At 69.4% G+C, this 23406-nt stretch carries 23 protein-coding genes; 6 read left to right on the top strand and 17 right to left on the bottom strand.

The window, feature by feature from the left end; all coding sequences use genetic code 11:
• Positions 1-6: 6 nt before the first annotated feature.
• From ACSFBM_RS26555 to ACSFBM_RS26540, 4 genes are read right to left on the bottom strand one after another with little or no spacing between them, the layout of a single operon-like run.
• Positions 7-891, bottom strand: coding sequence for an alpha/beta hydrolase (locus ACSFBM_RS26555; protein ID WP_435487078.1), 885 nt, complete (start codon positions 889-891; stop codon positions 7-9).
• On the bottom strand, positions 888-1748 hold the full coding sequence (locus ACSFBM_RS26550; protein WP_435487077.1) for a sterol desaturase family protein: 861 nt from the start codon (positions 1746-1748) through the stop codon (positions 888-890). The genes ACSFBM_RS26555 and ACSFBM_RS26550 overlap by 4 nt, the downstream gene beginning before the upstream one ends.
• A gap of 1 nt (position 1749) precedes the next feature.
• The gene (locus ACSFBM_RS26545; protein ID WP_435487076.1) at positions 1750-2040 is read right to left on the bottom strand and encodes an EF-hand domain-containing protein; all 291 of its coding nucleotides are present in this window, start codon (positions 2038-2040) and stop codon (positions 1750-1752) included.
• Positions 2041-2057: 17 nt separating this feature from the next.
• Positions 2058-2504, bottom strand: a complete 447-nt coding sequence (locus ACSFBM_RS26540) for a hypothetical protein (protein ID WP_435487075.1) — start codon at positions 2502-2504, stop codon at positions 2058-2060.
• Between the two features lie 194 nt (positions 2505-2698).
• Between ACSFBM_RS26540 and ompR the strand changes: the two genes are divergently transcribed.
• Positions 2699-3421, top strand: coding sequence for an osmolarity response regulator transcription factor OmpR (gene ompR / locus ACSFBM_RS26535; protein WP_435487074.1), 723 nt, complete (start codon positions 2699-2701; stop codon positions 3419-3421).
• Positions 3418-4722, top strand: coding sequence for an ATP-binding protein (locus ACSFBM_RS26530; RefSeq protein ID WP_435487073.1), 1305 nt, complete (start codon positions 3418-3420; stop codon positions 4720-4722). Before ompR ends, ACSFBM_RS26530 begins: the two co-directional genes overlap by 4 nt.
• A 9-nt stretch (positions 4723-4731) precedes the next feature.
• Here the strand turns inward: ACSFBM_RS26530 and ACSFBM_RS26525 are convergent, their stop codons facing one another.
• From ACSFBM_RS26525 to ACSFBM_RS26470, 12 genes are all read right to left on the bottom strand, one after another.
• On the bottom strand, positions 4732-6018 hold the full coding sequence (locus ACSFBM_RS26525) for an amidohydrolase family protein (protein ID WP_435487072.1): 1287 nt from the start codon (positions 6016-6018) through the stop codon (positions 4732-4734).
• An 87-nt stretch (positions 6019-6105) separates the two neighbouring features.
• Positions 6106-6555, bottom strand: coding sequence for a hypothetical protein (locus ACSFBM_RS26520; protein ID WP_435487071.1), 450 nt, complete (start codon positions 6553-6555; stop codon positions 6106-6108).
• A 2-nt stretch (positions 6556-6557) separates the two neighbouring features.
• Positions 6558-7481 (bottom strand): ABC transporter permease, encoded by a 924-nt coding sequence (locus ACSFBM_RS26515; protein ID WP_435487070.1) that lies wholly within the window; start codon positions 7479-7481, stop codon positions 6558-6560.
• Between the two features lie 133 nt (positions 7482-7614).
• Entirely contained in the window at positions 7615-8679 is a 1065-nt protein-coding gene (locus tag ACSFBM_RS26510; protein WP_435487096.1) for an ABC transporter permease, read from the bottom strand.
• Entirely contained in the window at positions 8679-10274 is a 1596-nt protein-coding gene (locus ACSFBM_RS26505; RefSeq protein WP_435487069.1) for an ABC transporter ATP-binding protein, read from the bottom strand. The genes ACSFBM_RS26510 and ACSFBM_RS26505 overlap by 1 nt, the downstream gene beginning before the upstream one ends.
• Positions 10271-10999: an alpha/beta fold hydrolase gene (locus tag ACSFBM_RS26500; protein WP_435487068.1), complete on the bottom strand. Its 729-nt coding sequence runs from the start codon at positions 10997-10999 to the stop codon at positions 10271-10273. Before ACSFBM_RS26500 ends, ACSFBM_RS26505 begins: the two co-directional genes overlap by 4 nt.
• Before the next feature lie 20 nt (positions 11000-11019).
• A complete protein-coding gene (locus ACSFBM_RS26495; RefSeq protein ID WP_435487067.1) occupies positions 11020-11982 on the bottom strand; it encodes a 5'-methylthioadenosine/S-adenosylhomocysteine nucleosidase in 963 nt (320 codons plus the stop codon).
• The gene (locus ACSFBM_RS26490; protein WP_435487066.1) at positions 11979-14825 is read right to left on the bottom strand and encodes a polysaccharide deacetylase family protein; all 2847 of its coding nucleotides are present in this window, start codon (positions 14823-14825) and stop codon (positions 11979-11981) included. The genes ACSFBM_RS26495 and ACSFBM_RS26490 overlap by 4 nt, the downstream gene beginning before the upstream one ends.
• 14 nt (positions 14826-14839) lie before the next feature.
• The gene (locus ACSFBM_RS26485; protein WP_435487065.1) at positions 14840-15841 is read right to left on the bottom strand and encodes a BMP family protein; all 1002 of its coding nucleotides are present in this window, start codon (positions 15839-15841) and stop codon (positions 14840-14842) included.
• 196 nt (positions 15842-16037) lie between these two features.
• Positions 16038-16667: a uracil phosphoribosyltransferase gene (gene upp / locus ACSFBM_RS26480; protein ID WP_187110530.1), complete on the bottom strand. Its 630-nt coding sequence runs from the start codon at positions 16665-16667 to the stop codon at positions 16038-16040.
• A 41-nt stretch (positions 16668-16708) separates the two neighbouring features.
• Entirely contained in the window at positions 16709-18115 is a 1407-nt protein-coding gene (locus ACSFBM_RS26475; RefSeq protein WP_435487064.1) for a URC4/urg3 family protein, read from the bottom strand.
• The gene (locus tag ACSFBM_RS26470; RefSeq protein WP_435487063.1) at positions 18112-19455 is read right to left on the bottom strand and encodes a GTP cyclohydrolase II; all 1344 of its coding nucleotides are present in this window, start codon (positions 19453-19455) and stop codon (positions 18112-18114) included. The genes ACSFBM_RS26475 and ACSFBM_RS26470 overlap by 4 nt, the downstream gene beginning before the upstream one ends.
• Positions 19456-19567: 112 nt before the next feature.
• Between ACSFBM_RS26470 and ACSFBM_RS26465 the strand changes: the two genes are divergently transcribed.
• Both ACSFBM_RS26465 and ACSFBM_RS26460 read left to right on the top strand, forming a co-directional pair.
• Positions 19568-20158, top strand: coding sequence for a sigma-70 family RNA polymerase sigma factor (locus ACSFBM_RS26465; RefSeq protein WP_435487062.1), 591 nt, complete (start codon positions 19568-19570; stop codon positions 20156-20158).
• The gene (locus tag ACSFBM_RS26460; RefSeq protein WP_435487061.1) at positions 20155-20796 is read left to right on the top strand and encodes a DUF1109 domain-containing protein; all 642 of its coding nucleotides are present in this window, start codon (positions 20155-20157) and stop codon (positions 20794-20796) included. The genes ACSFBM_RS26465 and ACSFBM_RS26460 overlap by 4 nt, the downstream gene beginning before the upstream one ends.
• A 19-nt stretch (positions 20797-20815) precedes the next feature.
• Here the strand turns inward: ACSFBM_RS26460 and ACSFBM_RS26455 are convergent, their stop codons facing one another.
• The gene (locus ACSFBM_RS26455; RefSeq protein WP_435487060.1) at positions 20816-22333 is read right to left on the bottom strand and encodes a helicase HerA-like domain-containing protein; all 1518 of its coding nucleotides are present in this window, start codon (positions 22331-22333) and stop codon (positions 20816-20818) included.
• Positions 22334-22433: 100 nt separating this feature from the next.
• Here ACSFBM_RS26455 and ACSFBM_RS26450 point away from each other — a divergent pair, with 100 nt between their 5' ends.
• Positions 22434-22745 (top strand): phosphopantetheine-binding protein, encoded by a 312-nt coding sequence (locus ACSFBM_RS26450; RefSeq protein WP_435440357.1) that lies wholly within the window; start codon positions 22434-22436, stop codon positions 22743-22745.
• Between the two features lie 5 nt (positions 22746-22750).
• Positions 22751-23395, top strand: coding sequence for a COG4648 family protein (locus ACSFBM_RS26445; protein ID WP_435440356.1), 645 nt, complete (start codon positions 22751-22753; stop codon positions 23393-23395).
• Positions 23396-23406: the final 11 nt, after the last annotated feature.

The raw sequence follows: 23406 nt of genomic DNA, 5'->3' as shown, positions 1-23406 counted from the left end.
GCCTGTTCACAGGACCTGGCGTTCGCCCGGCGCCTTGCGCAGCGACCGGATGAACGCGTCCACCGCCGCCGTGTATGCGCCCGGCAGGCCCAGTTCCGCGTCGATCTGCGCGTGCGAGAGGTCTTCAGGCACGACCTCCGCGCGGCCACCCATTGCCGCGGCCCGGGTCGCGAATTGATTCGCCTGCGTGCACGAGCCGTCGCGCCGCTGGGTCGAGCACACCAGCAGCATCGGTGCTGCACCAGGCGCAAGAGCGTCGGTGGGCGACACGGTACGCCAGTAGGCGGGGTCGTTGCCGAACACCCGGTCGTAGAAGGGCATGTGGCGACGTTGCATCAGTGCCGCAGTGTCCAGCGCAGCGCTGTCGAGCGCCACGGTGCCGAGCCACGGGCGTGCGCCTTGCTGCCGCGCGATGTCGGGCGATGCACTGATCAGCGCCACAAGGTGCGCGCCGGCCGAATGGCCCATGAGCACGAAGCGGCCCGCATCGCCACCCCACGAAGGCGCGCTTGCCTGCGCAGCGGCCACCGCGCGCGCCACGTCCTGAGCCTGCTGCATCACGTCGACCTGCGGCACGAAGCGGTAGCCCACCGACACCAGGATGAAGCCCTGGTCGCGCACCCAGTGCTCGATCTTCAGGTCGACCACCGGGGCGGCTGCCTTGTTGCCGAACATCCACGCGCCGCCGTGGACCATCACGAGCACCGGGGCGTGGCGTGCGTTCGGTGGCAGGTAGACGTCCATGCGCTGGCGTGCATCGGGGCCATAGGGCAAGTCGACAAGCCTTTGCACGCCGGAGGGGGCGACCGGCGCGCCAACTTGCTGCGCCATCGCCGGAAAGAAGGCCAGCATGCCCAGCCAGGCCGCGCAGATCCGCAGCAGATGTGTCATGACGAAGCTCCCGGAGGACCGAAGAGGGTGGAGATTTTCGCGCGCCAGCCGTCGGCCTTCCAGAGGTCGCGGCCCAGGTTCGCCCATTCGTGGAAGGCGATGCGCAACGGGTTGTGGGTGCGCAGCGGCGCGGTGAGGCCGGAGCGCAGCGCCACGTCTTCGCGCTCGGCAGCGAAGGTGCCGAACATCCGGTCGAACACGATCAACACGCCGCCGTAGTTGCGGTCGAGGTACTCCGGGTTCGACGCGTGATGCACCTTGTGGTGCGTCGGCGTGTTCAGCACCCATTCGAGCGGCCCCAGGCGCGGCATCCACGGCGCGTGCAGCCAGAACTGGTAGAGCAGGTTGGCCGCCAGCGTGGCCACCACCGCCAGCGGCGCAAAGCCCAGCCACACCAGCGGCGCGAAGAACAGGGCCGTGCCGGTGAGCTTGCCCGTCCAGCCCAGGCGCAGCGCGGCGGCCAGCGTGAGTTCGTTGGGCGAGTGATGCACCGCGTGCGTGGCCCAGAACCAGCGCACGCGGTGCGCCGCGCGGTGATACCAGTAGTAGCAGAACTCCTGCCCCACGAAGAGCAGTGCGAAGGCTGCGGGCGTCGACAGCGAAATGGTGTCGACCCGGTGCGCGTGCGCCCAGGCCAGCACTGGCGCGGCAATCGACAGGCCCAGCGCATCGACCGAGCGCCGGCCCACCGCGTCGGCCAGCGAGGCAGCGTAGGCGCGCCAGTCGTAGGCCTGGCGCCGCACGAAGCTCTGCACCAGGCCTTCGAGCGTGGCTGCGGCCAGCACGAGGATGAGCAGGCCGCCCAGCCACAGCGCGATGTCCGGCCCCATCGACTCGCGGATCAGGTCGAAGGACATGCTATTTCTGCCGGCTGTTGCGTTGCTGGGTCACGGCATAGGCCTCGATCTGCGCCATCGTCACGCTGCCCGCGCGGGCGCTGTCGATGGCGTCGAAGTTGCGGTAGACCCACGGCATCTTGCCGCGTGCTTCGTCGCGCGTGAGGCGGCCATCGACATTGGTGTCGGCGGCGCCGAAGCGCTTGTGCAGCTCGGCGCGCATCTGTTGGGCGCGGCCGGCATCGGGCGCCTGGGCGCAGGCGGCGAAGGACACGGCCGCGAACAGCAGCGGCACGACGTGGCGGGTTGTCATGGGCATGCTTCCTTGCATCAACGGCAGGGGATGACCGCGCCGGCGGCGCTGTAGCAGGTGGCGCTGTGCGTCAGGCCGGTGCCGCTGTTGTAGCTCGTGCTGCTCTGCACGCTGTTGCCGGTGGCGGCGCTGGTGGCGGTGGTGCTGCGGCTCTGGGTCACGTTGCCCGACGCGTCGCGGCTCGCGCTGCCGCTGCTCTCCACGCTGCCGCGCGTGCCGGCTGCAGCGAAGCCACTGCGGTGGCTGGCCGAGCCGTCGGGGTTGACCGAGGTCGTGCCGGCGCGGGCCGCATAGCCTGCGCCGGGCCCGCGTACCGCGCGCATGTTCGTGGCGGTGGTGCCTCCCGCGGCGTTGGGCCGCACGACATGCCGACTGGCCGCGCCAGCCTCGGTGGCCGTGAAGGCCGCCGCCAGCAGCACGCCGGCCAGCGCGGCGGAAGTGGACAGGGAAAGAACGCGCTTCATGGTCAAGGCTCCTTGCAGTGCCGGCCGCGCACCTCGCGAAGCCGTGAAAGCGACTGTGGCCGGGAGATGTGAGCCAACCATGGCGCAGCGCGGTGCGTTCATGACAATCCGTGAGCGCCTGTCCGGGGCTCTGTCATCGTTTGTCATGAATTCCCGCGCGACCGGGCAGGGCGGCCGCCGTTACGATTCGCCGCATGACCGAAGCGCTGGCCCGCATCCTGATTGCCGACGACGAAGCCGACCTGCGCGCGCTGCTGCAGCGCTACCTCGGCGACCAGGGCTATGCCGTGCGCACCGTCGAGAGCGCCCAGCCACTCGACAAGCTGCTCGCGCGCGAGCGCTTCGACGTGCTGGTGCTCGACGTCATGATGCCCGGCGAAGACGGCCTGGCCGTGTGCCGCCGGCTGCGCGCGCAGGGCGAGACCATTCCCATCCTGATGCTGACCGCGCGCGGCGACCCGGTCGACCGCATCGTCGGCCTCGAGATGGGCGCCGACGACTACCTGCCGAAGCCCTTCAACCCGCGCGAGTTGCTGGCGCGCATCCAGGCGCTGGTGCGGCGCCAGCGCATGCTGGGCGCGCACACCGGGCCGGCGCCGGTGCACGAGAGCGTGCGCTTCGGCGCCTTCACGCTGCACCTTGGCGAGCGACGCCTCGAGCGCGAGGTGGAGGGCGCCAAAGAAGACATCCCCCTGACCACCGGTGAGTTTTCGCTGCTCCAGGCGCTGGCGCTCAACGCCAACCGGCCGCTGGGGCGCGAGCGCCTGATCGAACTGGCCCACGGCCGCGAGCACGAGGCCACCGACCGCAGCATCGACGTGCAGGTCATGCGCCTGCGCAAGCTCATCGAGGCCGATTCCGCGCAGCCGCGCCACATTCGCACGGTCTGGGGCGTGGGTTACCTGTTCGTGCCATGAAGCTCTTTCCACGCAGCCTGTTCGGGCGCAACGCGCTGCTGCTCGTGCTGCTCATCGCGCTGGGCCAGATCGGCGGCGGCTTGCTGTTGCGCGAAATGGTCATCAAGCCACGGCTGGACCAGATTGCCGAGAGCGTGGCGCGCAACGTGGCTGCCATCCGCGCGGGCATGCTGGCACTGCCGCCGGCCCAGCGGCCGGCATTCGTGGAGGGGTTCAACCAGCAGGCGACGGCTGGCCGCGCCGACAACGCGCGCGGCCCGCGCGCGCTGCTCACGCCGCTGGAGCGCGGCTTCGTGCGCTCGGTCTCGGCGCGCATCGCGAGCCAGGGCGTGGAGGCCGTGTGGCGCCGCGAGCCCGACGGCGGCCTGGCGCTGCGGCTCACGCTCGACGGCAGCGAGCACTGGGTCGTGATGCCCGGCCTTTTGCCCGCGCGCGAATTCACGGGTGCGCTGGTGGCGGTATCGGTAGGGAGCGCGTTGCTCGCGCTGGCGGGCGCGCTTTGGTTCCAGCGCCGGCTCAACCGGCCGCTGGTGCGCGTGATGGAGGCCGCGCAGACGCTGGCGGCGGGCCGAGAGCCCATGCCGCTGCCCGAAGACGGCCCCACCGAAGTCGCGACCGTGAGCCGCAGCTTCAATCAATTGGTCGGCAGCCTGCGCCAGACCGAGCGCGAGCGCGCCCTGATGCTGGCCGGTATCTCGCACGACCTGCGCACACCGCTCACCAAGCTGCGCCTGGGCGTGGAAATATTGCGCGACCGCATGGAGCCCGAGCTCGTGGGCAGCATGACGCGCAGCGTGGAAGAAATGGATGCCATCGTCGGCCAGTTCCTCGACTTTGCGCGCGGCGATGGCGACGAGCTCCCGGTGCCGACATCGCTCGACGACATGGCCCGGGCGCTGGGCGCGGCCAGCGCCGACCATGGCCGGCCCCTGGCGCTGCAACTGGGCGGTGTGCCCACGCTGCCGCTGCGCCAGCAAGCCATGCAGCGCGCCATCGGCAACCTGATCGAGAACGCCTGGCGCCACGGCCGGGCGCCGGTCACGCTGTCGACGCGCGTGGCGGGGCAGGAGGCGATGGTCGAAGTCGCCGACCACGGCGACGGCATCGACCCGACCGAGGCGGATGCCCTCAAGCAGGCGTTCCGCCGTGGCAATGCAGATCGCGGCGGGACGGCAGGTGCGGGGCTCGGCCTGGCCATCGTGCAGCGCATCGCGCAGGCGCATGGCGGTCGGCTCGAGCTGGAGACACCCCCGGGCGAGGGCCTGCATGCACGCCTGCGGCTGCCGTTGCCGCCTGGCTGACGGCCTCGTTCAGCCGGCGCGCTTCGGCGCCATCCAGCTCGTTGCGGCGTCGCGCCCCGCCAGGTGCAGGCTCGCCGTGGCCGCCGGCGTTTCCGCCAGCAGCCTGCCCTTGCGGAACACCTTCAGCCGCGTGGCGCGCAGCCGGATCGCCTCGACCGGGTCGCGCGCCTGCAGCAACACGAAGCTGGCCTCGCAGCCCGCCGCGATGCCGTAGCCCTCCAGGTGCATCGCGCGCGCCGCGTTCGTGGTCACGGCCTCGAAGCACTGGCGAATGCCGGCCTGGCTGGTCATCTGCGCCACATGCAGGCCCATGTGCGCCACTTCGAGCATGTCGCCGGAGCCCATGCCGTACCAGGGGTCCATCACGCAGTCGTGGCCGAAGGCGACGTTCACGCCTGCGGCCATCAGCTCGGGCACGCGCGTCATGCCGCGGCGCTTGGGGTAGGTGTCGTGGCGGCCCTGCAGCGTGATGTTGATGAGCGGGTTGGCAATGACCGCCACGCCGCTTTGCGCGATGAGCGGCAGCAGCTTGCTCACGTAGTAGTTGTCCATTGAGTGCATCGAGGTGCAGTGCGAGCCCGTCACGCGGCCCTGCAGGCCCAGGCGCTGCGCCTCGAAGGCCAGCGTCTCGATGTGGCGCGAGAGCGGGTCGTCCGATTCGTCGCAGTGCATGTCGACCAGCTTGCCGCGCGCGGCCGCCATTTCGCACAGCAGCTTCACGCTGGCGGCACCGTCGGCCATGGTGCGTTCGAAGTGCGGAATGCCGCCGACCACGTCCACGCCCCGGTCGAGCGCGCGCTCGATGTTCTCGACGCCACCGGGCGAGCGCAGCACGCCGTCCTGCGGGAACGCGACCAGCTGCAGGTCGAGGTACGGCGCCACCTGGCGCTTGACCTCGAGCAGCGCATCGACCGCCAGCAGGCTCGGGTCGCTGGTGTCCACGTGCGTGCGCACGGCCAGCAGGCCCTTGGCCACCGCCCAGTCGCAGTACGCCAGGGCACGCTCGATGAGCGCGTCGGCCGTGAGCAGCGGCTTCAGCTCGCCCCACAGTGCGATGCCTTCGAGCAGCGTGCCGCTCTGGTTGACGCGCGGCAGGCCGTAGCTGAGCGTGGCGTCCATGTGGAAGTGCGGGTCGACGAAATGCGGCGCGAGCAGCAGGCCCTGCGCGTCTAGCGTTTCGTGCGCCGGGGCGGCCAGGCCCTCGGTCACTTCGGCGATGCGCCCGTCCTGCACGGCAATCGACATGCCGGTGCGGCCGTCGGGGAGGGTGGCGTTGGTGATGAGGAGGTCGAGCATCGTGGGGGTCTCTGGAGGACGGGGTGATCGGTATTTTCCGCCGCGATCGGCGCTTGGCTTACGGGCAGTTCATGCACGCAGCGCGCGTCAACGCGTCCTCTGCGCCCGGTACCGGTACTGCCCAGGCGCCGGCCCCACCTCGATCGTCACGCGCCGCAGCTTGTCGTCGTGCCCCGAATCGGCCTTCGCCGTCACGACGATGCCGCGCGGCGTCGAGCGGCAGGTCAGCTCCGACAGCGCCACTTCCGCATGGTCGTTGTCGAGCTCGGCGATGGCGACCGTGTGCTCGGCATGCAGGCCGCCGTTGGCGTCGCGCGTCATCCACTGCACGTACAGGAACGACTGCGCGTACTGGTCGGCATGCACCACGCGGTAGGTGCCCTGGTGGTCCTTGCCCCAGGTGCCGCACAGCTGCACCCAACTGACGGCGTCGGGCGTCTTGAAGGTCTCGTAGCTGTAGTCGCTGCCCAGCGCATGGGCCCCAGTGCCGCACAGCGTCAGCAGCGCGGCGAGCAGCGTGGTGGCGGTTGTCTTCATCGTCAGCGTTCCCCCTTGCGGTAAGGCTTCATCAGCGCCTGCGGATAGCTGGCCTTGCGCGCCACCAGCACCAGCGCCAGGATCGACAGCAGGTACGGCAGCATCAGGTAGAGCTGGTAGGGCAGCACGGCGTCGCCCGATTGTTGCAGCCGCAGTTGCAGCGCATCGAAGAAGGCGAACAGCAGCGCGCCCAGCAGGGCCTTGCCCGGCCGCCACGAGGCGAACACCACCAGCGCCACGCAGATCCAGCCGCGGCCGTTCACCATGTTGAAGAAGAAGGCGTTGAAGGCCGACAGCGTAAGGAAGGAGCCCGCCATGCCCATCAGCGCAGAGCCCGCCACGATGGCGCCGGTGCGCGTGGCTGCCACCGACACGCCCTGGCTCTCGGCCGCCTGCGGGTTCTCGCCGACCATGCGCAGCGCCAGGCCGAGCGGCGTGCGGTACAGCAGCCAGCCGACCACCGGCACCAGCAGCAGCGCGAAGAGCGTGAGCGCGGTCTGCGCGTTGAGGATCGGTATCGGCAGCCAGTCCATCGGCGCGAAGGGCGTGATGGTGGGCGGCGTGTTCACCTTCGGAAAGCTCACGCGGTAGCCGAAGTAGCTCAGCGACGTCGCCAGCAGCGTGATGCCCAGGCCCGACACGTGCTGCGACAGCGCGAGCCCGACCGTGAGAAAGGCGTGCAGCAGGCCGAACGCCATGCCCGTGAGCGCGGCCACGCCCACGCCCATCCACAGGGGCGCGCCCGCATACACGGCGAGCCAGCCGGTGAACGCACCCGCGACCATGATCCCTTCGATGCCGAGGTTGAGCACGCCCGCACGTTCGCACAGCAAGACGCCCAGGGTGCCTAGGATGAGCGGCGTGGCGATGCGCAACACCGCGACCCAGAAGGCGGGGTTGGCGAGGATGTCGAGAAGGTCGGTCATGGTGCGTTTCTCCCTCCCCCTTTGGGGGAGGGTTGGGGTAGGGGCAAGCGGCGCTCGCAGTGGAGGCCGATGCCCCCATCCCAGCCTTCCCCCGGAAGGGGAAGGGGCAAGGCCGAAGATGCCAAGGCTGCGCTCATTGCTTCATCCTCACCCGGTACTGCGTGAGCAGCGTCGCCACCAGCACCGCGATCAGCGAGGCCGCCACGATCACGTCCGCGATGTACGTCGGCACGCCGACCGCGCGGCTCATGGTGTCGGCGCCGACCAGCACGCCCGCCACGAACACGCCGGCCGCGATCACGCCCAGCGGATGCAAGCCCGCCAGCATCGCGATGACGATGCCGGTGTAGCCGTAGCCCGGCGACATGTCGAGCGTGACGTAGCTCGTGCGGCCGGCCACCTCGATGGCGCCCGCCAGCCCGGCCAGCGCGCCCGAGAGCAGCGCCACCAACACCACGGTGCGCGTCACCGGCACGCCCGCGAACGCCGCGGCGCGTGCGTTGGCGCCGACGGCGCGAATGTCGAAACCCAGCACCGTGTACTTGAAGACGGCCCACACCATCACCGCGAGCGACACGGCCCACAGCAGCCCGGTGTGCACGCGCGTCTGCGCAATGAGCTTGCCCAGTTCCAGGTCTGGCTGCAGCGACACGCTCTGCGGCCAGCCCATGGCGCTCGGGTCCTTCATCGGCCCGTCGAGCAGCGCCGACACGCCCAGCAGCACGATGAAGTTGATCAGCAGCGTGGTCACCACCTCGTCGACGCCCAGCTTGTTCTTCATCAGCGCCGGGCCCAGCAGCATGAGCGCGCCCGCCACGGCTGCCGCCAGCATCATGAGCGGGAACAGCAGCCATGGCGACAGCTCGAAGCCCGTGCCGCCGTGCATGCCGCCCACGGCGACCGCGGCCAGCGCCCCCGCGTAGAGCTGGCCTTCGGCACCGATGTTGAAGAGCCGCGCCTTGAAGGCGACCGTGGCCGCCAGCCCCGTGAGGATCAGCGGAATCGCGCGCGTCAGCGTCTCGCTCCACGCGAACACCGAGCCGAAGCCGCCCTGCAGCAGCAGCGCATAGGTGCGGCCGACCGGCGCACCGGCCCACAGCACCAGCAGCGCGCTGACCGCCATGGTGAAGACGACCGCGCCGATGGGTGCCAGCACCAGCGCGGCGCGTGAGGTTTCGTGGCGTCGTTCGAGTCGCATCATGGCGCGGCTCCCTTGGGTTGAGTTGCCGTTGCGCCGGCCATCGCCAGGCCGATGGCTTCGCGCGTCCAGGCCGCGGCCGGCCGTGCATCGCCCAGGTGCCCGCCGTGCATCACCGCCACGCGGTCGCCGAGCGCGAGCACTTCGTCGAGGTCGTCGGAAATCACCAGCACCGCCGCGCCGGCGTCGCGCGCGGCAATCAGCTGCTGCTGCACGTAGGCGACCGCGCCGATGTCCAGGCCCCAGGTCGGCTGGTGCGCAACGATCAGGCGCGGCGCGCGGTTGGGGTACTTCTTGTTGTCGCCGCCGTTGGCTGCTTCGGGCTGCTCGGGCGCCAGCAGGGCGCGCCCCAGAATCAGCTTCTGCATGTTTCCGCCGGAGAGCGAACGGGCCGGCGCCATCAGGCCGGCACCGCGCACGTCGAACGCCTTCTCGATGCGCCGGGCATGCAGGCGGGCGGCGGCGCGCTTCACGATCCACGACCAGCGCGAGAACACCGGGCTGCGCAGGCGCTCGGACACCGCGTTCTCCCACACCGGCAAGTCGCCGACCACGCCGACCGCATGGCGGTCTTCGGGAATGCGCGCCACGCCGCGCTGCACCAGCCGGGCGGGCGAGGGCGGCAGGGCACGGCCCATCAGTTGCGCGGTGCCCGACACGGCACGGCGCGTGCCGCACAGCAGCTCGGCCAGCGCCACCTGTCCGTTGCCGGAGACGCCCGCAATGGCGGTGATTTCGCCGGCGCGCAGCGTCAGCGACACCTCGCGAAGCCGGTCTTGTCCGCCATCCTTGGCCGACGCGGTGCTCACATGGTCGAGCACGCAGACCGCATCGCCCACGCGCTGGGCCGGCCGCCGCTGCGGCGCCTCGACCGCATGCCCGACCATCCACAGCGCCAGCTGCGCCTGCGTGGTGTCGGCCGTGCGCGCCTGCGCCACCAGCTTGCCGCCGCGCAGCACGGCCACGCGGTGCGATACGCGCAGCACTTCGCCGAGCTTGTGGCTGATGAAGATGACCGACAGGCCCTGCGCCACCATCTGCGCGAGCGTGGCGAACAGCGCCTCGCTCTCCTGCGGCGTGAGCACGGCGGTCGGTTCGTCCAGGATCAGGATGCGCGCGCCGCGGTACAGCGCCTTCAGTATTTCCACCCGCTGGCGCTCGCCCACCGAGAGGCTGCCGATCTTCGCGTCGGGCTGCACCGGCAGGCCGAAGCGCCGCGCCACGTCGAGCAGCCGCTCGCGCGCGGCCGCGCGGCGCGACACCGGGCGCCACAGCGGCTCGGTGCCCATCATCACGTTGTCGAGCACGCTCAGGTTGTCGGCCAGCGTGAAGTGCTGGTGCACCATGCCCACGCCGGCGGCGAGCGCGGCCTTGGGGTTGCCCGGGGGCAGGGGCGCGCCGAAGACCTCGATGCCGCCTTCATCGGCGACGTAGTGGCCGAACAGGATCGACATCAGCGTCGACTTGCCCGCGCCGTTCTCGCCGAGCAGCGCAAGCACCTCGCCGGCCTGCAGGTCGAGGGAAATGGCGTTGTTGGCCACCAGGCTGCCGAAGCGCTTGGTGATGCCTGCGAGCCGGAGCACGGTGGTGTTCATGGAGGGGCGGGCACGGGATCTCCGAGCTCGCGGCAAAAGTTGTCGATGGCCCGCGCCGTGGCGAGCGGCGCGGCTTGCAGCAGGCCGTGCGGACCTTCGAAGCGCTCGACGCGCAGACCCGGCAGTGCACGCTGGATCACGCGGGCCGCCTGGGCGGGAACGATGCGGTCCTGCATGGCCTGCAGGTACATCGAGGGTACGCGCACCCTCGCCAGCTTGTCGACCACGTTCACCCGCTGCACTTCCTTCATGCGGTGCGCCATGACGGCGCCCGACACCTTCTGCAGCGAGCCTTGCAGCAGCCCGGCGAGATGCGGGTCGGCGAAGCGGCGCAGCAGCATGTGGCGCATGGGTGTGCGCATGGCGCTCAGGTGCAGCAGCTTCATCGTCAGCCCGAGCAGGCCGCCGCGCAGCAGCGCCAGCCCGGGCGAGGGGCTGCGGGCGAAGCTGCAGCACAGGACGAGGCCGCGCAGGCCCGGGGGCGGCGCGGCCGCGATCGAGATGGCCAGCGGGCCCGAGAACGATTCGCCGAGCAGCACGAAGGGCTGCCCTTCGGGCAACTGCGCGCGCACGAGCGGTTCCAGTTCGGCATAGCCCTGCGGTTGGGTGCCCGAATAGCGCAGCACGTCGATGTCCGCGTCCGGCCCCATGGCCGCCTTCAGCGGCTCGAACAGATCGCCCGTGCCGTCCATGCCCGGAAGCAGGACAAGTCGAACGGGTCGCATGGCGCGAGGGGGCGCCGCCGTCACTTCCAGGCGGCAAGGAAGGCCAGCATGACCTTGGCGGAGTTGTCCGCCGCGATGCTCATGAAGGTGCCCATCTCGTTCTCGCCGTCGCCGCCGCCCGCAAGGTCGCTGAGCGAGCGGAAGGCGATGTAGGGCACGCCGTTGCTGTAGGCGACCATGCCCACCGCCGCGGTCTCCATGTCGAGCACGTTGGCCTGGAAGGTCTTGTAGGTGTATTCGCGGTAGGCCTTGTTGTCCATGAAGGCCTGGCCCGACACGCCGTTGCCGCCCACCACCAGCTGGGGCTTGCGCGGCAGGCACTTGCCGGCGCCGCAGTTGGCCAGCTCGACGTTGCGGATGCTGCGCGCCACCTCGAGCATCTTCGGGTCGGCCTCGAACCAGAACTTGCGAACGATGTCCGGCTTGGCCGCCGAGCGCACTTCGACCGGGCGCGGGAACATCATTCCGAAATTGGGCAGCGTGGCGTCGGTGATGAAGGGCGGGGCGCTGAACTTGCCCGGCGCGGTCTCGCGCGCCATCAGCACCTCGAGGTACTGGCCCCATTGGGCCGGCACCGTGACGTCGCCCACATGCAGCTGCGGGTTCACGCCGCCGGCGATGCCGCTGAACACGATGTTCGTCACGCGAAAGCGGTTGAGCACCAGCTGCGTGTTCATGGTCGCGTTCGTCATGCTGATGCCCGAGAGGAACAGCACCACCGGCTTGCCTTCGAGCGTGCCGGTGGTGAACGCAACGCCGTTCACGCTGTGCTTCACCGGGCCTTGCAGGCGCGTGAGCAGCAGCTTGAGCTCGGGCTCGAAGGCCGAGAGCACCGCGATGCGCGGCGTGTCGTCGAGCCGCGTGCTGCTGTTGATGCTGACGACGTCGGACCGGTAGACGCCGGCGCAGCCCGTGAGCATGGCGGCGATGAACGCGGCGGACAACGGACCGCGAAGGCGCTGGAGCAAGGAAGTGTTCGTCATGAGTTCGTGGGCGGAAGTTGAGGGCGATGCGCGGCATCGGGCGTGGCGATCCAGGCCTGCAGCGCCGCGATGCGCGGATGCTTGGGCGCCAGGCCGACGAAGGTGGTGTACGCGGCCAGCGCCTTGGCGTCGTTGCCGGCCTGCAGGTAGGCGTCGCCCAGGTTCAGGTAGGCCAGCGCGCGGCTGCCGTCCATGTCGATGGCCTGCTCGAACCAGCGTGCGGCTTCCACCGGCTTGCCGCGCTTGAAGTACACGAAGCCGAGGTTGTTGGCGGCCAAGGCGAACTTGGGCTGCAGCTTCAGCGCCTCGGTGAACGCGGCTTCGGCCTCGTCGTAGCGGCGCTCGCGGTACAGCTGAAGGCCCCGGTCGTTGGCGCGCTGGGCCGCCACGCGGGGCGACACCGGCGCGGCGGCGGGCATGGTGAGCTTGGCGTCGGCGCCTTCCAGGTTCTTCACCACCACCTCGATGGCAGCCGGGGTGGCTGCACCGGCTGTACCGGCCGTACCAGCCTTCGGCGCCTTGGCGGCCTGCACGGCATGCACCGCCTGCTCGTTGGCCTCGTCGATGCGCTTGTTGACCTGGCTGGCGGCGGCGTCGAGCTGCAGGCTGTCGCCGCTGAGGCCTTCGCGCTCCGCGGGCAGCTCGAACACGAACTCGCCGCCCTCGGAGCCCGGCAGGCTGCCGAAGGCCGGCGTCTGCCGGGCGATGGCGGACACCGCCGGCGCCACGTAGGCCGCGAGTTCGGTGCCCGTGATGACGCCGTCGCCGTTCAGGTCGGCCTTGCCCGACAGCGCCTGCAGCATGGTCCAGGTGAAGACCGAATGGCCGCCGGGGCCGTCGTCGGCCACCTGCTGGTCGGCGCCGCCCGCGGTGAGCATCTGGCGGCCGATGCGCCGCGCGTTGTCGCTCAGGAAGTTCTTGCTGCCCTGCGGCGCACCCCCGCGTGTGAGGCCCAGCCCCGAGTAGCAGGCGTCCACCAGAAACAGCACATGCTTGGCCGACAGCGCCTCGGCCACTTCCTGCAACTGCGGCATCGAGATGGCGTCGGAGGCAAGGTCGTCCAGCTGCGCGTCGACCGGCACGATGTAGCCCACGTCGCGCCCGCTGGCGAGCTTGCGGGTGCTGCCGTGGCCGGCGAAGAACACCAGCACGCGGTCGTCGCGTTTCACGCGCTTGTTGTCGGTGAGCTTGTCGTTCAGCGCGCGCAGGATGTTGGCGCGCGTGGCATCGCCGTCGTACAGCGCCGTGACGTTCTCGGGCTTGAAGCCGAAGCGCGTGACCAGCAACTGCTCCATCGACTTGGCGTCGGGAACCGCATGGTGCAGGCCGGGCCACTTGGCGTACTTGTCGATGCCGATCACCAGCGCATGGCTCTCGCGGTAGAGCGTGTCGCCCGCGGCGGCCACGCCGTCGTCGGGCGCCGGGCGCTTGGGCGCGTTGACGACGAACTTGCCGTCGCGCCAGGTGGCGAAGCGGTAGCCGTCGGCCACCAGCTGGTCGAGCACCGTGGGCAGCGCCTGCACGGTGCGGCCCTGGATGTCGTGGAACAGGATCACGCCGCGCTTGGCCTTGTCGACCTCGGCCAGCACGCGGTCGGCGATCGACTTGGGCACCGGGTCTGCCCAGTCCATCGAGTCGACGGTCCAGAGCATCGAGCGCAGCTTGAGCGCCTCGACCGTGCTGAGCTTGTCTTCGTTGCGCGCGCCGTAGGGAAAGCGGAACAGCGTGGACTGCGGCCGGCCGGTGGCGTCGAGCAGCGCCTCGGTTTCCGTGGCCTCGGTGCGCACCGCGTCATCGCTCATCTTGGCCATCATGCCGTGGCTGAAGCTGTGGTTGGCCAGCGTGTGGCCCGCGGCCAGCACGCGCCTGGCGACCGCGCCGTTGGCGCCCAGCTGCGCCTTGCCTTGCGCGTCGAGCTTGCCCAGGTTCTGGCCCAGCTCGAAGAAGATGGCCGGCGCGTCGTAGCGCTTCAGGATCTCGAGGATCTCGTCGGTGTGCTTCGCATGCGGGCCGTCGTCGAAGGTCAGCACCACGGTCTTGGGCGGCAGCGAGGTGCCGAAGATCTCGCGGGTGTCGCCGCCTTCCTTTTCCTTGGCGCCGCCTGTGGGCAGTGTGTAGGGCACGATGGTGCCGAAGTCCTTGAGGATCTGGTCGCGCGAATACAGGCCCTGCAGCTTGGCCACGTAGTCGGCCCATTTTTCGCGTTGGGGCTCGATGCCGCGTTGCGCGAAGCGGCCGAACACGTCCTTGAGTTCGCGGTCGTAGGCCTGCTCGATCTCGGCGAGCACGGCCAGGTCTTCGCTGGCGCGGCGGCCGAGCTTCAGGCCGGGCAGCGATTGCGCCTGGCCGTAGCGCGTGCTCAGCTCGCCCAGAAACTCCTTGAACGCCAGGCGGTCCGCGTCGAACCAGCTTGGCTCGCTCTCGATGCGGTCCAGCAGCGCGTTCAGTGCAGGCACCGTGGCGGGGTCGGTCATTTCGCCGGCCTGTGCGATCAGTGCGCGCTGGCGCTCCTGCATGTCGTGGAACAGCATCTGCCCGACCGCGCTCACCGCGCGCTTGTCGGCCGCGCCGAGCGCACGCTCGCCGGTCATCAGCACGACCATCTGGCGGTGCGCGGCCAGCAAGGCGTCGGCGCGCTCCTGCAGGGCGGCCGGAATGCCGACCGGTGCAGCTGCCGCAGCCGGTGCAGCGGGTGCAGAGGCCGAAGCTGCCGGCGCAGGCGGTGCGGCAGCCGCCACCGGGGCGGCCGTGCCCGCCGGCTCGCGCTCACACGCGGCCAGCCCGATCGTCAACGCCGCGACAGCCACGGCTTGGCCTGCGATCTGCCATCGCGAACGTTTCATGGGCACGGCGACGCTTACTTGGCGGTGGACTTGGGTTGGCTGTCGTCCACCTTCACGGTGAACTTGCCGGCGAGGATGTCGGCCTGTTTGGCCTTCACCTTGGCAACGATGTCGGCCGGCACCTTTTTCTCGAAGGTGCCCAGCGGCGCCAGCTCGGAGCCCTTGTTCTTCATCTGCGCATACACGCCGTAGTCTTCGGCCGCGAACTTGCCTTCCTTCACGAGCTTGATCGCGCGGTCGGCCGCGGGCTCGAAGTTCCACAGGGCCGAGGCGACCACCGTGTCGGGGTACTGGGCCTGCGTGTCGATCACGTTGCCGATGGCGAGCTTGCCCTTTTCCTTGGCGGCGTCGGACACACCGAAGCGCTCGGCGTACATCACGTCGGCGCCCTTGTCGATCATGGCGAAGGCCGCTTCCTTGGCCTTGGGCGGGTCGAACCAGCTGTTGATGAAGCTCACGCTGAACTCGACCTTCGGGTTGGTTTCCTTGGCGCCGGCCATGAACGCGTTCATCAGGCGGTTGACCTCGGGAATGGGGAAGCCGCCGACCATGCCGATGCGGTTGCTCTTGGTCATGCCGCCCGCCACCATGCCGCTCAGGTAGGCCGGCTCCTGGATGTAGTTGTCGAACACGCTGAAGTTGGGTGCCTGCGGCTTGAGCGACGAGCCCATCAGGAAGGCGACCTTGGGGAAATCTTTCGCGACCTTGCGCGCCGCCGCTTCCACGCCGAACACCTCGCCCAGGATCAGCTGGTTGCCGCCGGTGGCGTACTCGCGCATCACGCGCTCGTAGTCGGCGTTGCTGACGTTCTCCGTGGCCTTGTATTCGATCTCGCCGCGCGCCTCGGCCGCCTTCAGCGCCTTGTGGATGCGGCCCACCCATTGCTGTTCGAAGGGCACGGTGTACACCGCCGCCACCTTCAATTTGGCCTGCGCAAGCGCCAGGCCGGGCGCGCCGGCCGCGATTGCCGCGGCAACGGCGACGGAACGAATGATCAATTGACGACGTGCTGTCACGGTCTTCTCCTCGGTTTATTGAAAGAACCTGCGCTGCAATCCCCATGCCCGTTTGCCCTGGGCTCGGGCGCGCAGCGCCCGGCCCCGGCCCCCTTCCAGAGACACCGAGGAACCGGCTTCGCCGGGCCTCAGGTGTCGCCCCCGGCAGGGGGAAGGCGAAGCGGACACGAAGTGCCGCGCAGCCTGGGGGCGAGCCCTATTTCGTGCCGAAGATCCGGTCGCCGGCGTCGCCCAGGCCCGGCAGGATGTAGCCGTGGCTGTCCAGCTCGCGGTCGATCGCGGCGGTGTAGATCGGCACGTCGGGGTGCGCCTTCTGCATCGTCGCCACGCCCTCGGGGCAGGTCAGCAGGCAGACGAACTTGATCGACTTGGGGTTGAGCTCCTTCAGGCGCTCGACCGCGGCCACGGCCGAGTTGCCGGTGGCCAGCATCGGGTCGACCACGATCACGTCGCGGCTGTCCATTTCGCCGGGCATCTTGAAGTAGTACTCCACGGCCGTCAGCGTCTTGGGGTCGCGGTACAAGCCGATGTGGCCCACGCGCGCACCGGGCACCACGGTCAGCATGCCGTCCAGGATGCCCGTGCCGGCGCGAAGAATGGACACCAGCACCAGCTTCTTGCCGTCGATGACCTTGGCCTGCATCGTTTCGAGCGGGGTCTCGACCTCGATGTCCTGCATCGGCATGTCGCGCGTGACCTCGTAGGCCATCAACATGCTGATTTCGTTCAGGAGCCGGCGAAAACTGTTGGTCGACGCGTCCTTGCGGCGCATCAGCGTGAGCTTGTGCTGGACGAGGGGATGGTTGACGAGGTGGACGTTGCTCATTGGAATTGTGTGTGGCGTTGCTGGTGAGAGAACCCTGGAGTCTAAAAGACGGTGCCGTCGCTCTCGATCAGCAGAGGCGGAGCACCATCACGCAAACGCTGTGCCAGTGCGCGGCCCGCGGCCCAGGTGCCGCCTTCGAGCACGCAGGCCAGCGGCAGCTCTTCTTCCGTGCGGTCGAGCACCTTGCGCACGCGCGGCGCCACCTCGTCGAGCAGCGCCACCGTCAGCGCGCGCCATTCGACGATGAATTCGTCGCTGGCTTTCCAGGTACGGGTGAGAAAGGCCGGATCCTTCGGCACGATCACGCCGCTGTCGATCAGCAGGCCGCCGTTGCGGTATTCGGGAAGGGCCGTGAGCGCATCGAGATGGCGCACCTTCACGCCCGCCCATTCGAAAGGTTCGAGCAGCGAATACGTGAGCCATTGCGACAGCTTGTGGAACGGCATCCAGCCGTTGGTCAGGCCGGGGCCGCGCACCGCGCTGTGGCGCCAGCAGTCGCCCAGCGCCAGCGCGGGGTCGCCCGAGCCGATGCCCGCCGCGCTGTCGCTGCCGTCGGCCGCGATGCTGTCCACCGCATTGGCCGAGGGCCAGATGCGCGAGAGGGTTTCCAGCAGCAGCGACAGGATCTGGTGCGCCGTGACCTCGGCCGTGGGCGGCGCGGCCGGGCCGTAGGGGCCCACCAGCGCGTCGAACAGCTTGCCGGGGCGGCCGTCGTCGCCAAAGGTCTCGGGCTGCTCGCTCATGGCCTCGCCCAGCCGGCGCAGCAGCATGGCGCGGCCTGCCAGGCCGACCAGTGGATTGGCCTCGCTGACCTGGAAGGCGTCGCCCAGCCGGTCGGCCACGAGGCCGCGCAGGCCGGCTGCGTCCACCTGGTAGGGACGCTCGGGGTTCGAGGAGAACAGGCCGCTCATGAACGCGTGGTAGCTGGCCACGCCCAGGCCTTCGGAACGGGTGAAGCGTTCGCCCGTGGCCGATTCGGTGTAGTGCCAGTCGGGACCGGCGCCGGCGTCGAGCAGCACGCTGACCAGCACAAGGTCGATGTGGGCGCGAGCGCGCGTGCGCGCATCGGATTCGCCCATCAGCGTGTCGAGTTCTTCGATGCGGTTGATGCTGCCGGCCTCGAAGTGGCGCCAGCGGCTGTGGTACGGGATGGTGTCCCACGGATAGCGCTCGCGCGTGACCTCGGCGACGGTGCGCGCCGTGTCTTCGAGCGTGTCGCTGCCGCCGATGCGAAACCACTGCGATTCGCCGTTGCGCGCGCGTGCCAGCAGGGCGCCCGCACGCTGGCGGATGGCCGCCGTGGTGCGCAGCAGGCTCGCCGCACCGGCCGGGTGGCTGGTGTCGGCGGTGAATTCGGTGGCGGGGTCGACCTTGCCCGCGCCGCCGGGCGGCAGGCTGCCGGAACCGTCGACGGGCATGTGGGGGTCGGTGTTGTTGCTGGTGGTCATTCAGTGAGTCCGCGGCCCTTGGCCTTTTTCAGTTCTTCTGCGTCCGGCACCGGGCCGGGGGTGAAATAGCCGGCGGCCATCTTGGCGTCCATCTCGACGCGGGCGTCCGCCGGAATCAGCGCGTCGGGAATGTTCACGCGCTCGCCGATCTCGATGCCCGAGCCGGTGATCGCGTCGAACTTCATGTTGCTCATCGACACGAGCCGATGGATTTTCTGGATGCCCAGCCAGTGGAAGACGTCGGGCATCAGCTCCTGGAAGCGCATGTCCTGCACGCCGGCCACGCACTCGGTGCGCGCGAAATACTGGTCGGCCGTGTCGCCGCCGACCTGCCGCTTGCGTGCGTTGTAGACCAGGAACTTGGTCACTTCGCCCAGCGCCCGGCCTTCCTTGCGCGAGTAGGCGATGAGGCCCACGCCGCCGCGCTGCGCGCCCTGGATGCACTCCTCGATGGCATGCGTGAGGTAGGGCCGGCAGGTGCAGATGTCGGAGCCGAACACGTCGGAGCCGTTGCATTCGTCGTGGATGCGCGCGGTGAGCTCCACCTGCGGGTTGGCCAGGTCGCGCGGATTGCCGAAGATGTAGAGCGTCTGCCCGCCGATGGGCGGCAGGAACACCTCGAGGTCGGAGCGCGTGACCAGCTCGGGGTACATGCCGCCGGTTTCCTCGAACAGCGTGCGGCGCAGGTCGTTCTCGGAGCAGCCGAAGCGGCGCGCCACCTCGGGCAGGTACCACACGGGTTCGATGGCGGCCTTGGTCACCATCGCGGCGCCGCCGGCGGTGAGGAAGTGGCCGTCGGCCTTCAGGCGCCCGCTCTGCAGCGCTTCGATCACCTCGGGCAGGATCACGTGGGCCTTGGTGATTGCGATGGTGGGGCGGATGTCGTAGCCGGCCGCCAGCTCGGTGGAGAACACGTCGGCCACCAGCGCGCCCCAGGGGTCGAGCGAGACGATGCGTCCGGGCTCGCTCCACTGCGGGTACGGGCCGATCACGTCGGTGGGCGCGGTGTTGGTGAGGTCGGCCTTGTGCTCGCGCTTGAGCGCCCCGGCCGCCACGGCCAGCGCGCGGTACACGCTGTAGGAGCCGCTGTGCGTGCCGATCACGTTGCGGTGCGCCCGCTTGGTGGTGGTGCCGACCACCGGTCCGCGCTCGGTGGGCGTGGCCGCGCCCCAGCGGATGGGCAGCGCGCCGAAGCCGCCGGCGTGCGAGGTCAGCCGGATGTGCCCGGTCGAGGACGAGGCATGCAGGGGAGGGGCCGAGGGGAGGGAGGTGGCACCGGCCGGTGGCGTGAGCGGCACCGACGGCGTCGTCGAAGGGATCGTTGTGCTGTCTGCAGACATTGGTGGCCCTCAAAAAACACAATGTACCGATGGCGTGTAGTGCTTGCAAGCGGACGGCTTCGGCACAATGGCCCGAAATCTTTTTTCGACGAGGCTGTAACCGGCCGACCGGATGGCACGAAACACCGTAGGCAGCAGGACGAACTTGAGCGACGTGGAAGCGGCGCTGCGCAGCCTGTTCCTTCGCGGCCTCGACGGCGACGCCAAGGCCTACCGCGACTTCCTGCAGCAACTCGCCGCGCACCTGCGCGCCTTTCTGGGCAAGCGCCTCTTTGGCTGGCCCGATGAAGTGGAAGACCTCGTCCAGGAATGTTTGCTCGCCATGCACAACCAGCGCCACACCTACCAGAGCGACCAGCCGCTGACGGCCTGGGTGCACGCGATTGCGCGCTACAAGATGATCGACCTGCTGCGCGCCAAGTCTGTTCGCGACGACCTGCATGACCCGCTGGACGACGATCTCGCGGTGTTCGCCGCGTCGGCCGAGGACGCCAGCGACGCGAAGCGCGACCTGAGCGGACTGCTCGACACCCTGCCCGAGCGCCAGCGCCTGCCGATCGTGCACGTGAAGATCCAGGGGCTGTCGGTGGCCGAGACCGCGAGCCTGACGGGCATGTCCGAGTCGGCGGTGAAGGTGGGCATCCACCGGGGCCTGAAGGCCTTGGCCGCGCGCTTCGGCCACAGCTGGGGAGGCGCCGCATGAAGACCGACGACCTCGTGGCGATGCTCGCCACCGGCGATGTGGCGGTGCCGCGCCGCAGCGCGAGCCGGCGCATCGGCTGGGCCGTGCTGGCGGGGTTGCCGGTCTCGTTGTTCATCCTGTTTGCCGAATACGGAATGCGGCGCGACATCGTCCAAGCCATGTTCTGGCCGATGTTCTGGGTCAAGGTGCTGTTCCCGCTGTGCATTGCCGCCGCCGGCTTCGTGGCGGTGCAGCGGCTCGCGCGGCCGGGCGTCGAGGCCCACCGGGCATGGCTGGGGGCCGCGCTGCCGGTGCTCGGTGTGTGGGCACTGGCGGTGATCGCGTGGTTCACCGTGCCGATGGAAGAGCGCATGCCCTCGCTGATGGGGCAATCATGGCGCATCTGCGCGCTGAGCATCGGGCTGATGGCGCTGCCGGTGTTCGCTGCCACGATGGTGGCGCTCAAGGGGCTGGCACCCACGCGGCCCGCGCTGGCGGGGGCCGCGGCGGGGGCGTTGGCCGGTGGCATGGGGGCCTCGGTCTACGCGCTGCATTGCATGGAGCTCACCGCGCCGTTCCTCGCGGTCTGGTACGTGAGCGGGATTGCCGTGCCGGTGCTGGCGGGGGCCTTGCTGGGACCGCGGTTGCTGCGCTGGTAGCGGTCCGCCGGTTCTTCCTTCAGCGCTTCTTGCTGCCGAAGATCCCGCCCAGCACGCCGCGCAGGATTTCCTTGCCCACCGATGTGCCCATGGTGCGCACCGCCGACTTGGCCATGGTCTGCACCAGTCCGTCGTGCTTCGCGCCGCGCGGCCCGGTGGTGCCGAACAGCATGTCATTGAGCATGCCGCCCATGCCGGAGCCCGACGATTCCGCTGCGGGCTTGCCGCCGGGGAGGGCGGCTGGCGGTGCGTCGGGCGCGCTGTCGGCGCGGCCCTTGAGCTTTTCGTAGGCCGATTCGCGGTCGACCGTCTTTTCGTACACGCCGGCCACCAGCGAATTGGCGATCAGCGCCTTGCGCTGGTCGGGCGTGATGGGGCCGAGCTGGCTCGCCGGCGGCACCACGAACACCCGTTCGGTCACGCTCGGGCGGCCCTTGTCGTCCAAAAAGCTCACCAGCGCCTCGCCCACCGCGAGTTCAGTGATGGCCGTCTCGATGTCTAGGCCCGGCTTCTGCCGCATGGTGCTGGCCGCCGCCTTCACGGCCTTCTGGTCGCGCGGGGTGAAGGCGCGCAGCGCGTGCTGCACGCGGTTGCCCAGCTGGGCCAGCACCGAGTCGGGAATGTCCAGCGGGTTCTGCGTGACGAAATAGACGCCCACGCCCTTGGAGCGCACCAGCCGCACCACGAGCTCGATGCGTTCCACCAGCGCCTTGGGCGCCTCGTTGAACAGCAGGTGGGCCTCGTCGAAGAAGAAAGCCAGCTTGGGCTGCTCGGGGTCGCCGATTTCAGGCAGCTGCTCGAACAGCTCCGACAGCATCCACAGCAGGAAGGTGGCGTACAGGCGCGGCGAGTTCATGAGCTTGTCGGCCGCGAGGATGTTGATGACCCCCTTGCCGCCCACGGTCTGCATGAAATCGGCGATGTTGAGCATCGGCTCGCCGAAGAACTTGTCGCCGCCCTGGGTTTCGATCTGCAGCAGGCCGCGCTGGATGGCGCCCACGCTGGCCGCGCTGATGTTGCCGTACTGGGTGGTGAACTGGCTCGCGTTTTCGCCCACGTACTGCAGCATGGCGCGCAGGTCCTTCAGGTCCAGCAGCAGCAGGCCGTTGTCGTCGGCGATCTTGAACACCAGGTTCAGCACGCCGGCCTGCGTTTCGTTCACGTCGAGCATGCGGCCCAGCAGCAGCGGGCCCATGTCGGAAACCGTCGCCCGGACCGGATGGCCCTGCTCGCCGAACACGTCCCACAGCGTGACGGGGCAGGCCGAAGGCTCGGGCAGTTCGATGCCGCGTTCCTTCAGCGTGGCGGCCAGCTTGGCGCCGATGGCCCCCTTCTGGCTGATGCCGGTGAGGTCTCCCTTGACGTCGGCCATGAACACCGGAACGCCGATGCCGGATAGCTTTTCGGCCATGGTCTGCAGGGTGACGGTCTTGCCCGTGCCAGTGGCGCCCGTGATCAGGCCGTGGCGGTTGGCCAGCGCGGGAAGAAGTGCACACTCGATGCTGTCGTGCCGTGCGATCAGAAGAGGGTCGGCCATGGGGCGCTCCGGGTCGTATCGAAACGGGCAGTCTAATCAAGCCGCACTCCTATAATCCACGCCGCACGGTAGTTCAGGAAAAAGTTTTCAGGAGGTTTTTTTGTCATCGACTGCACAGCCCCCCATTCCCGCCACCGGCGATGCCTCCGAACAGTCGCCCATTGAAAAAGAGCTGGCCGTGTTGCTCGTGAACGCGCTGAACCTCGAAGTTGCACCCGAGGCCATCGTGCCGACCGACCCGCTGTACGGCGAAGGACTGGGACTCGACTCGATCGACATCCTCGAAGTGGCGCTCGAAGTCTCGCGCCGCTACGGCTTCCAGCTGCGTTCGGACGACGAACGCAACCAGCAGATTTTTCAGTCGCTGCGCACGCTCGCGACCCACGTCGCCGAGCACCGCGTCGCCTCCTGAACCCCATGTCGCGATGGCGAATAGCGCTCCTGCTGGTCGCAGGGGTGGCTTATGCCGGCCTCTCTCACTGGATGACGCTGTTCCACCCCACGGCACCGTGGGCGGTGGTGGTGTTGCTCGGCCCGCTCTGGCTGGCCGCCATGGGGTTTGCCGCCAGCTGGTTCGGCCGCTGGGGCTTTGTCGCCGCGGCCGCGCTGGGCGCGGGCGGCTTCACACTCGTTTTCCTGGGTGAGGCCGGTGACCCCAACCGCCTGTATGTGCTGCAGCACGTGGCCATCAACAGCGTGCTGTGCGGCTGGTTCGGCTCCACGCTGCGTGGCCGGGGCCTGCCCCTGATCACCCAGTTCGCGCAGCGCGTGCACCCGCTCAAGGGGCACATGCTGGCCTACACGACGCAGCTCACGCGCATCTGGACCGCGTTCTTCGCGCTGGTGGTGGCTGTGTCTGTCGTGCTTTATCTCACCCGGCCGTTTTCCGACTGGTCGCTGTTCTCGAATGTGTTGTGCCCCTTGATGGTGGGCCTGCTGTTCGTGGGCGAGCATCTGGTGCGCTACCGGCTTCATCCCGAATTCGAACGCACGCGCCTGGTCGATGCCGTGCGCGCGTTCTACGGCAGATCGTCGGTGGACTCCAGCGCCGGCGGCCAATGACACAGGCGTGG

The sequence above is a fragment of the Variovorax pasteuri genome (assembly GCF_051216435.1).
Lineage (GTDB): Bacteria > Pseudomonadota > Gammaproteobacteria > Burkholderiales > Burkholderiaceae_C > Variovorax.
This window is presented reverse-complemented; position numbering and strand designations above follow the sequence as displayed.

Coding starts and splice junctions, on each gene's coding strand:
- ACSFBM_RS26555 (WP_435487078.1), bottom strand. CDS start 891: ATGACACATCTGCTGCGGATCTGCGCGGCCTGGCTGGGCATGCTGGCC.
- ACSFBM_RS26550 (WP_435487077.1), bottom strand. CDS start 1,748: ATGTCCTTCGACCTGATCCGCGAGTCGATGGGGCCGGACATCGCGCTG.
- ACSFBM_RS26545 (WP_435487076.1), bottom strand. CDS start 2,040: ATGACAACCCGCCACGTCGTGCCGCTGCTGTTCGCGGCCGTGTCCTTC.
- ACSFBM_RS26540 (WP_435487075.1), bottom strand. CDS start 2,504: ATGAAGCGCGTTCTTTCCCTGTCCACTTCCGCCGCGCTGGCCGGCGTG.
- ompR (WP_435487074.1), top strand. CDS start 2,699: ATGACCGAAGCGCTGGCCCGCATCCTGATTGCCGACGACGAAGCCGAC.
- ACSFBM_RS26530 (WP_435487073.1), top strand. CDS start 3,418: ATGAAGCTCTTTCCACGCAGCCTGTTCGGGCGCAACGCGCTGCTGCTC.
- ACSFBM_RS26525 (WP_435487072.1), bottom strand. CDS start 6,018: ATGCTCGACCTCCTCATCACCAACGCCACCCTCCCCGACGGCCGCACC.
- ACSFBM_RS26520 (WP_435487071.1), bottom strand. CDS start 6,555: ATGAAGACAACCGCCACCACGCTGCTCGCCGCGCTGCTGACGCTGTGC.
- ACSFBM_RS26515 (WP_435487070.1), bottom strand. CDS start 7,481: ATGACCGACCTTCTCGACATCCTCGCCAACCCCGCCTTCTGGGTCGCG.
- ACSFBM_RS26510 (WP_435487096.1), bottom strand. CDS start 8,679: ATGCGACTCGAACGACGCCACGAAACCTCACGCGCCGCGCTGGTGCTG.
- ACSFBM_RS26505 (WP_435487069.1), bottom strand. CDS start 10,274: ATGAACACCACCGTGCTCCGGCTCGCAGGCATCACCAAGCGCTTCGGC.
- ACSFBM_RS26500 (WP_435487068.1), bottom strand. CDS start 10,999: ATGCGACCCGTTCGACTTGTCCTGCTTCCGGGCATGGACGGCACGGGC.
- ACSFBM_RS26495 (WP_435487067.1), bottom strand. CDS start 11,982: ATGACGAACACTTCCTTGCTCCAGCGCCTTCGCGGTCCGTTGTCCGCC.
- ACSFBM_RS26490 (WP_435487066.1), bottom strand. CDS start 14,825: ATGAAACGTTCGCGATGGCAGATCGCAGGCCAAGCCGTGGCTGTCGCG.
- upp (WP_187110530.1), bottom strand. CDS start 16,667: ATGAGCAACGTCCACCTCGTCAACCATCCCCTCGTCCAGCACAAGCTC.
- ACSFBM_RS26475 (WP_435487064.1), bottom strand. CDS start 18,115: ATGACCACCAGCAACAACACCGACCCCCACATGCCCGTCGACGGTTCC.
- ACSFBM_RS26470 (WP_435487063.1), bottom strand. CDS start 19,455: ATGTCTGCAGACAGCACAACGATCCCTTCGACGACGCCGTCGGTGCCG.
- ACSFBM_RS26465 (WP_435487062.1), top strand. CDS start 19,568: ATGGCACGAAACACCGTAGGCAGCAGGACGAACTTGAGCGACGTGGAA.
- ACSFBM_RS26460 (WP_435487061.1), top strand. CDS start 20,155: ATGAAGACCGACGACCTCGTGGCGATGCTCGCCACCGGCGATGTGGCG.
- ACSFBM_RS26455 (WP_435487060.1), bottom strand. CDS start 22,333: ATGGCCGACCCTCTTCTGATCGCACGGCACGACAGCATCGAGTGTGCA.
- ACSFBM_RS26445 (WP_435440356.1), top strand. CDS start 22,751: ATGTCGCGATGGCGAATAGCGCTCCTGCTGGTCGCAGGGGTGGCTTAT.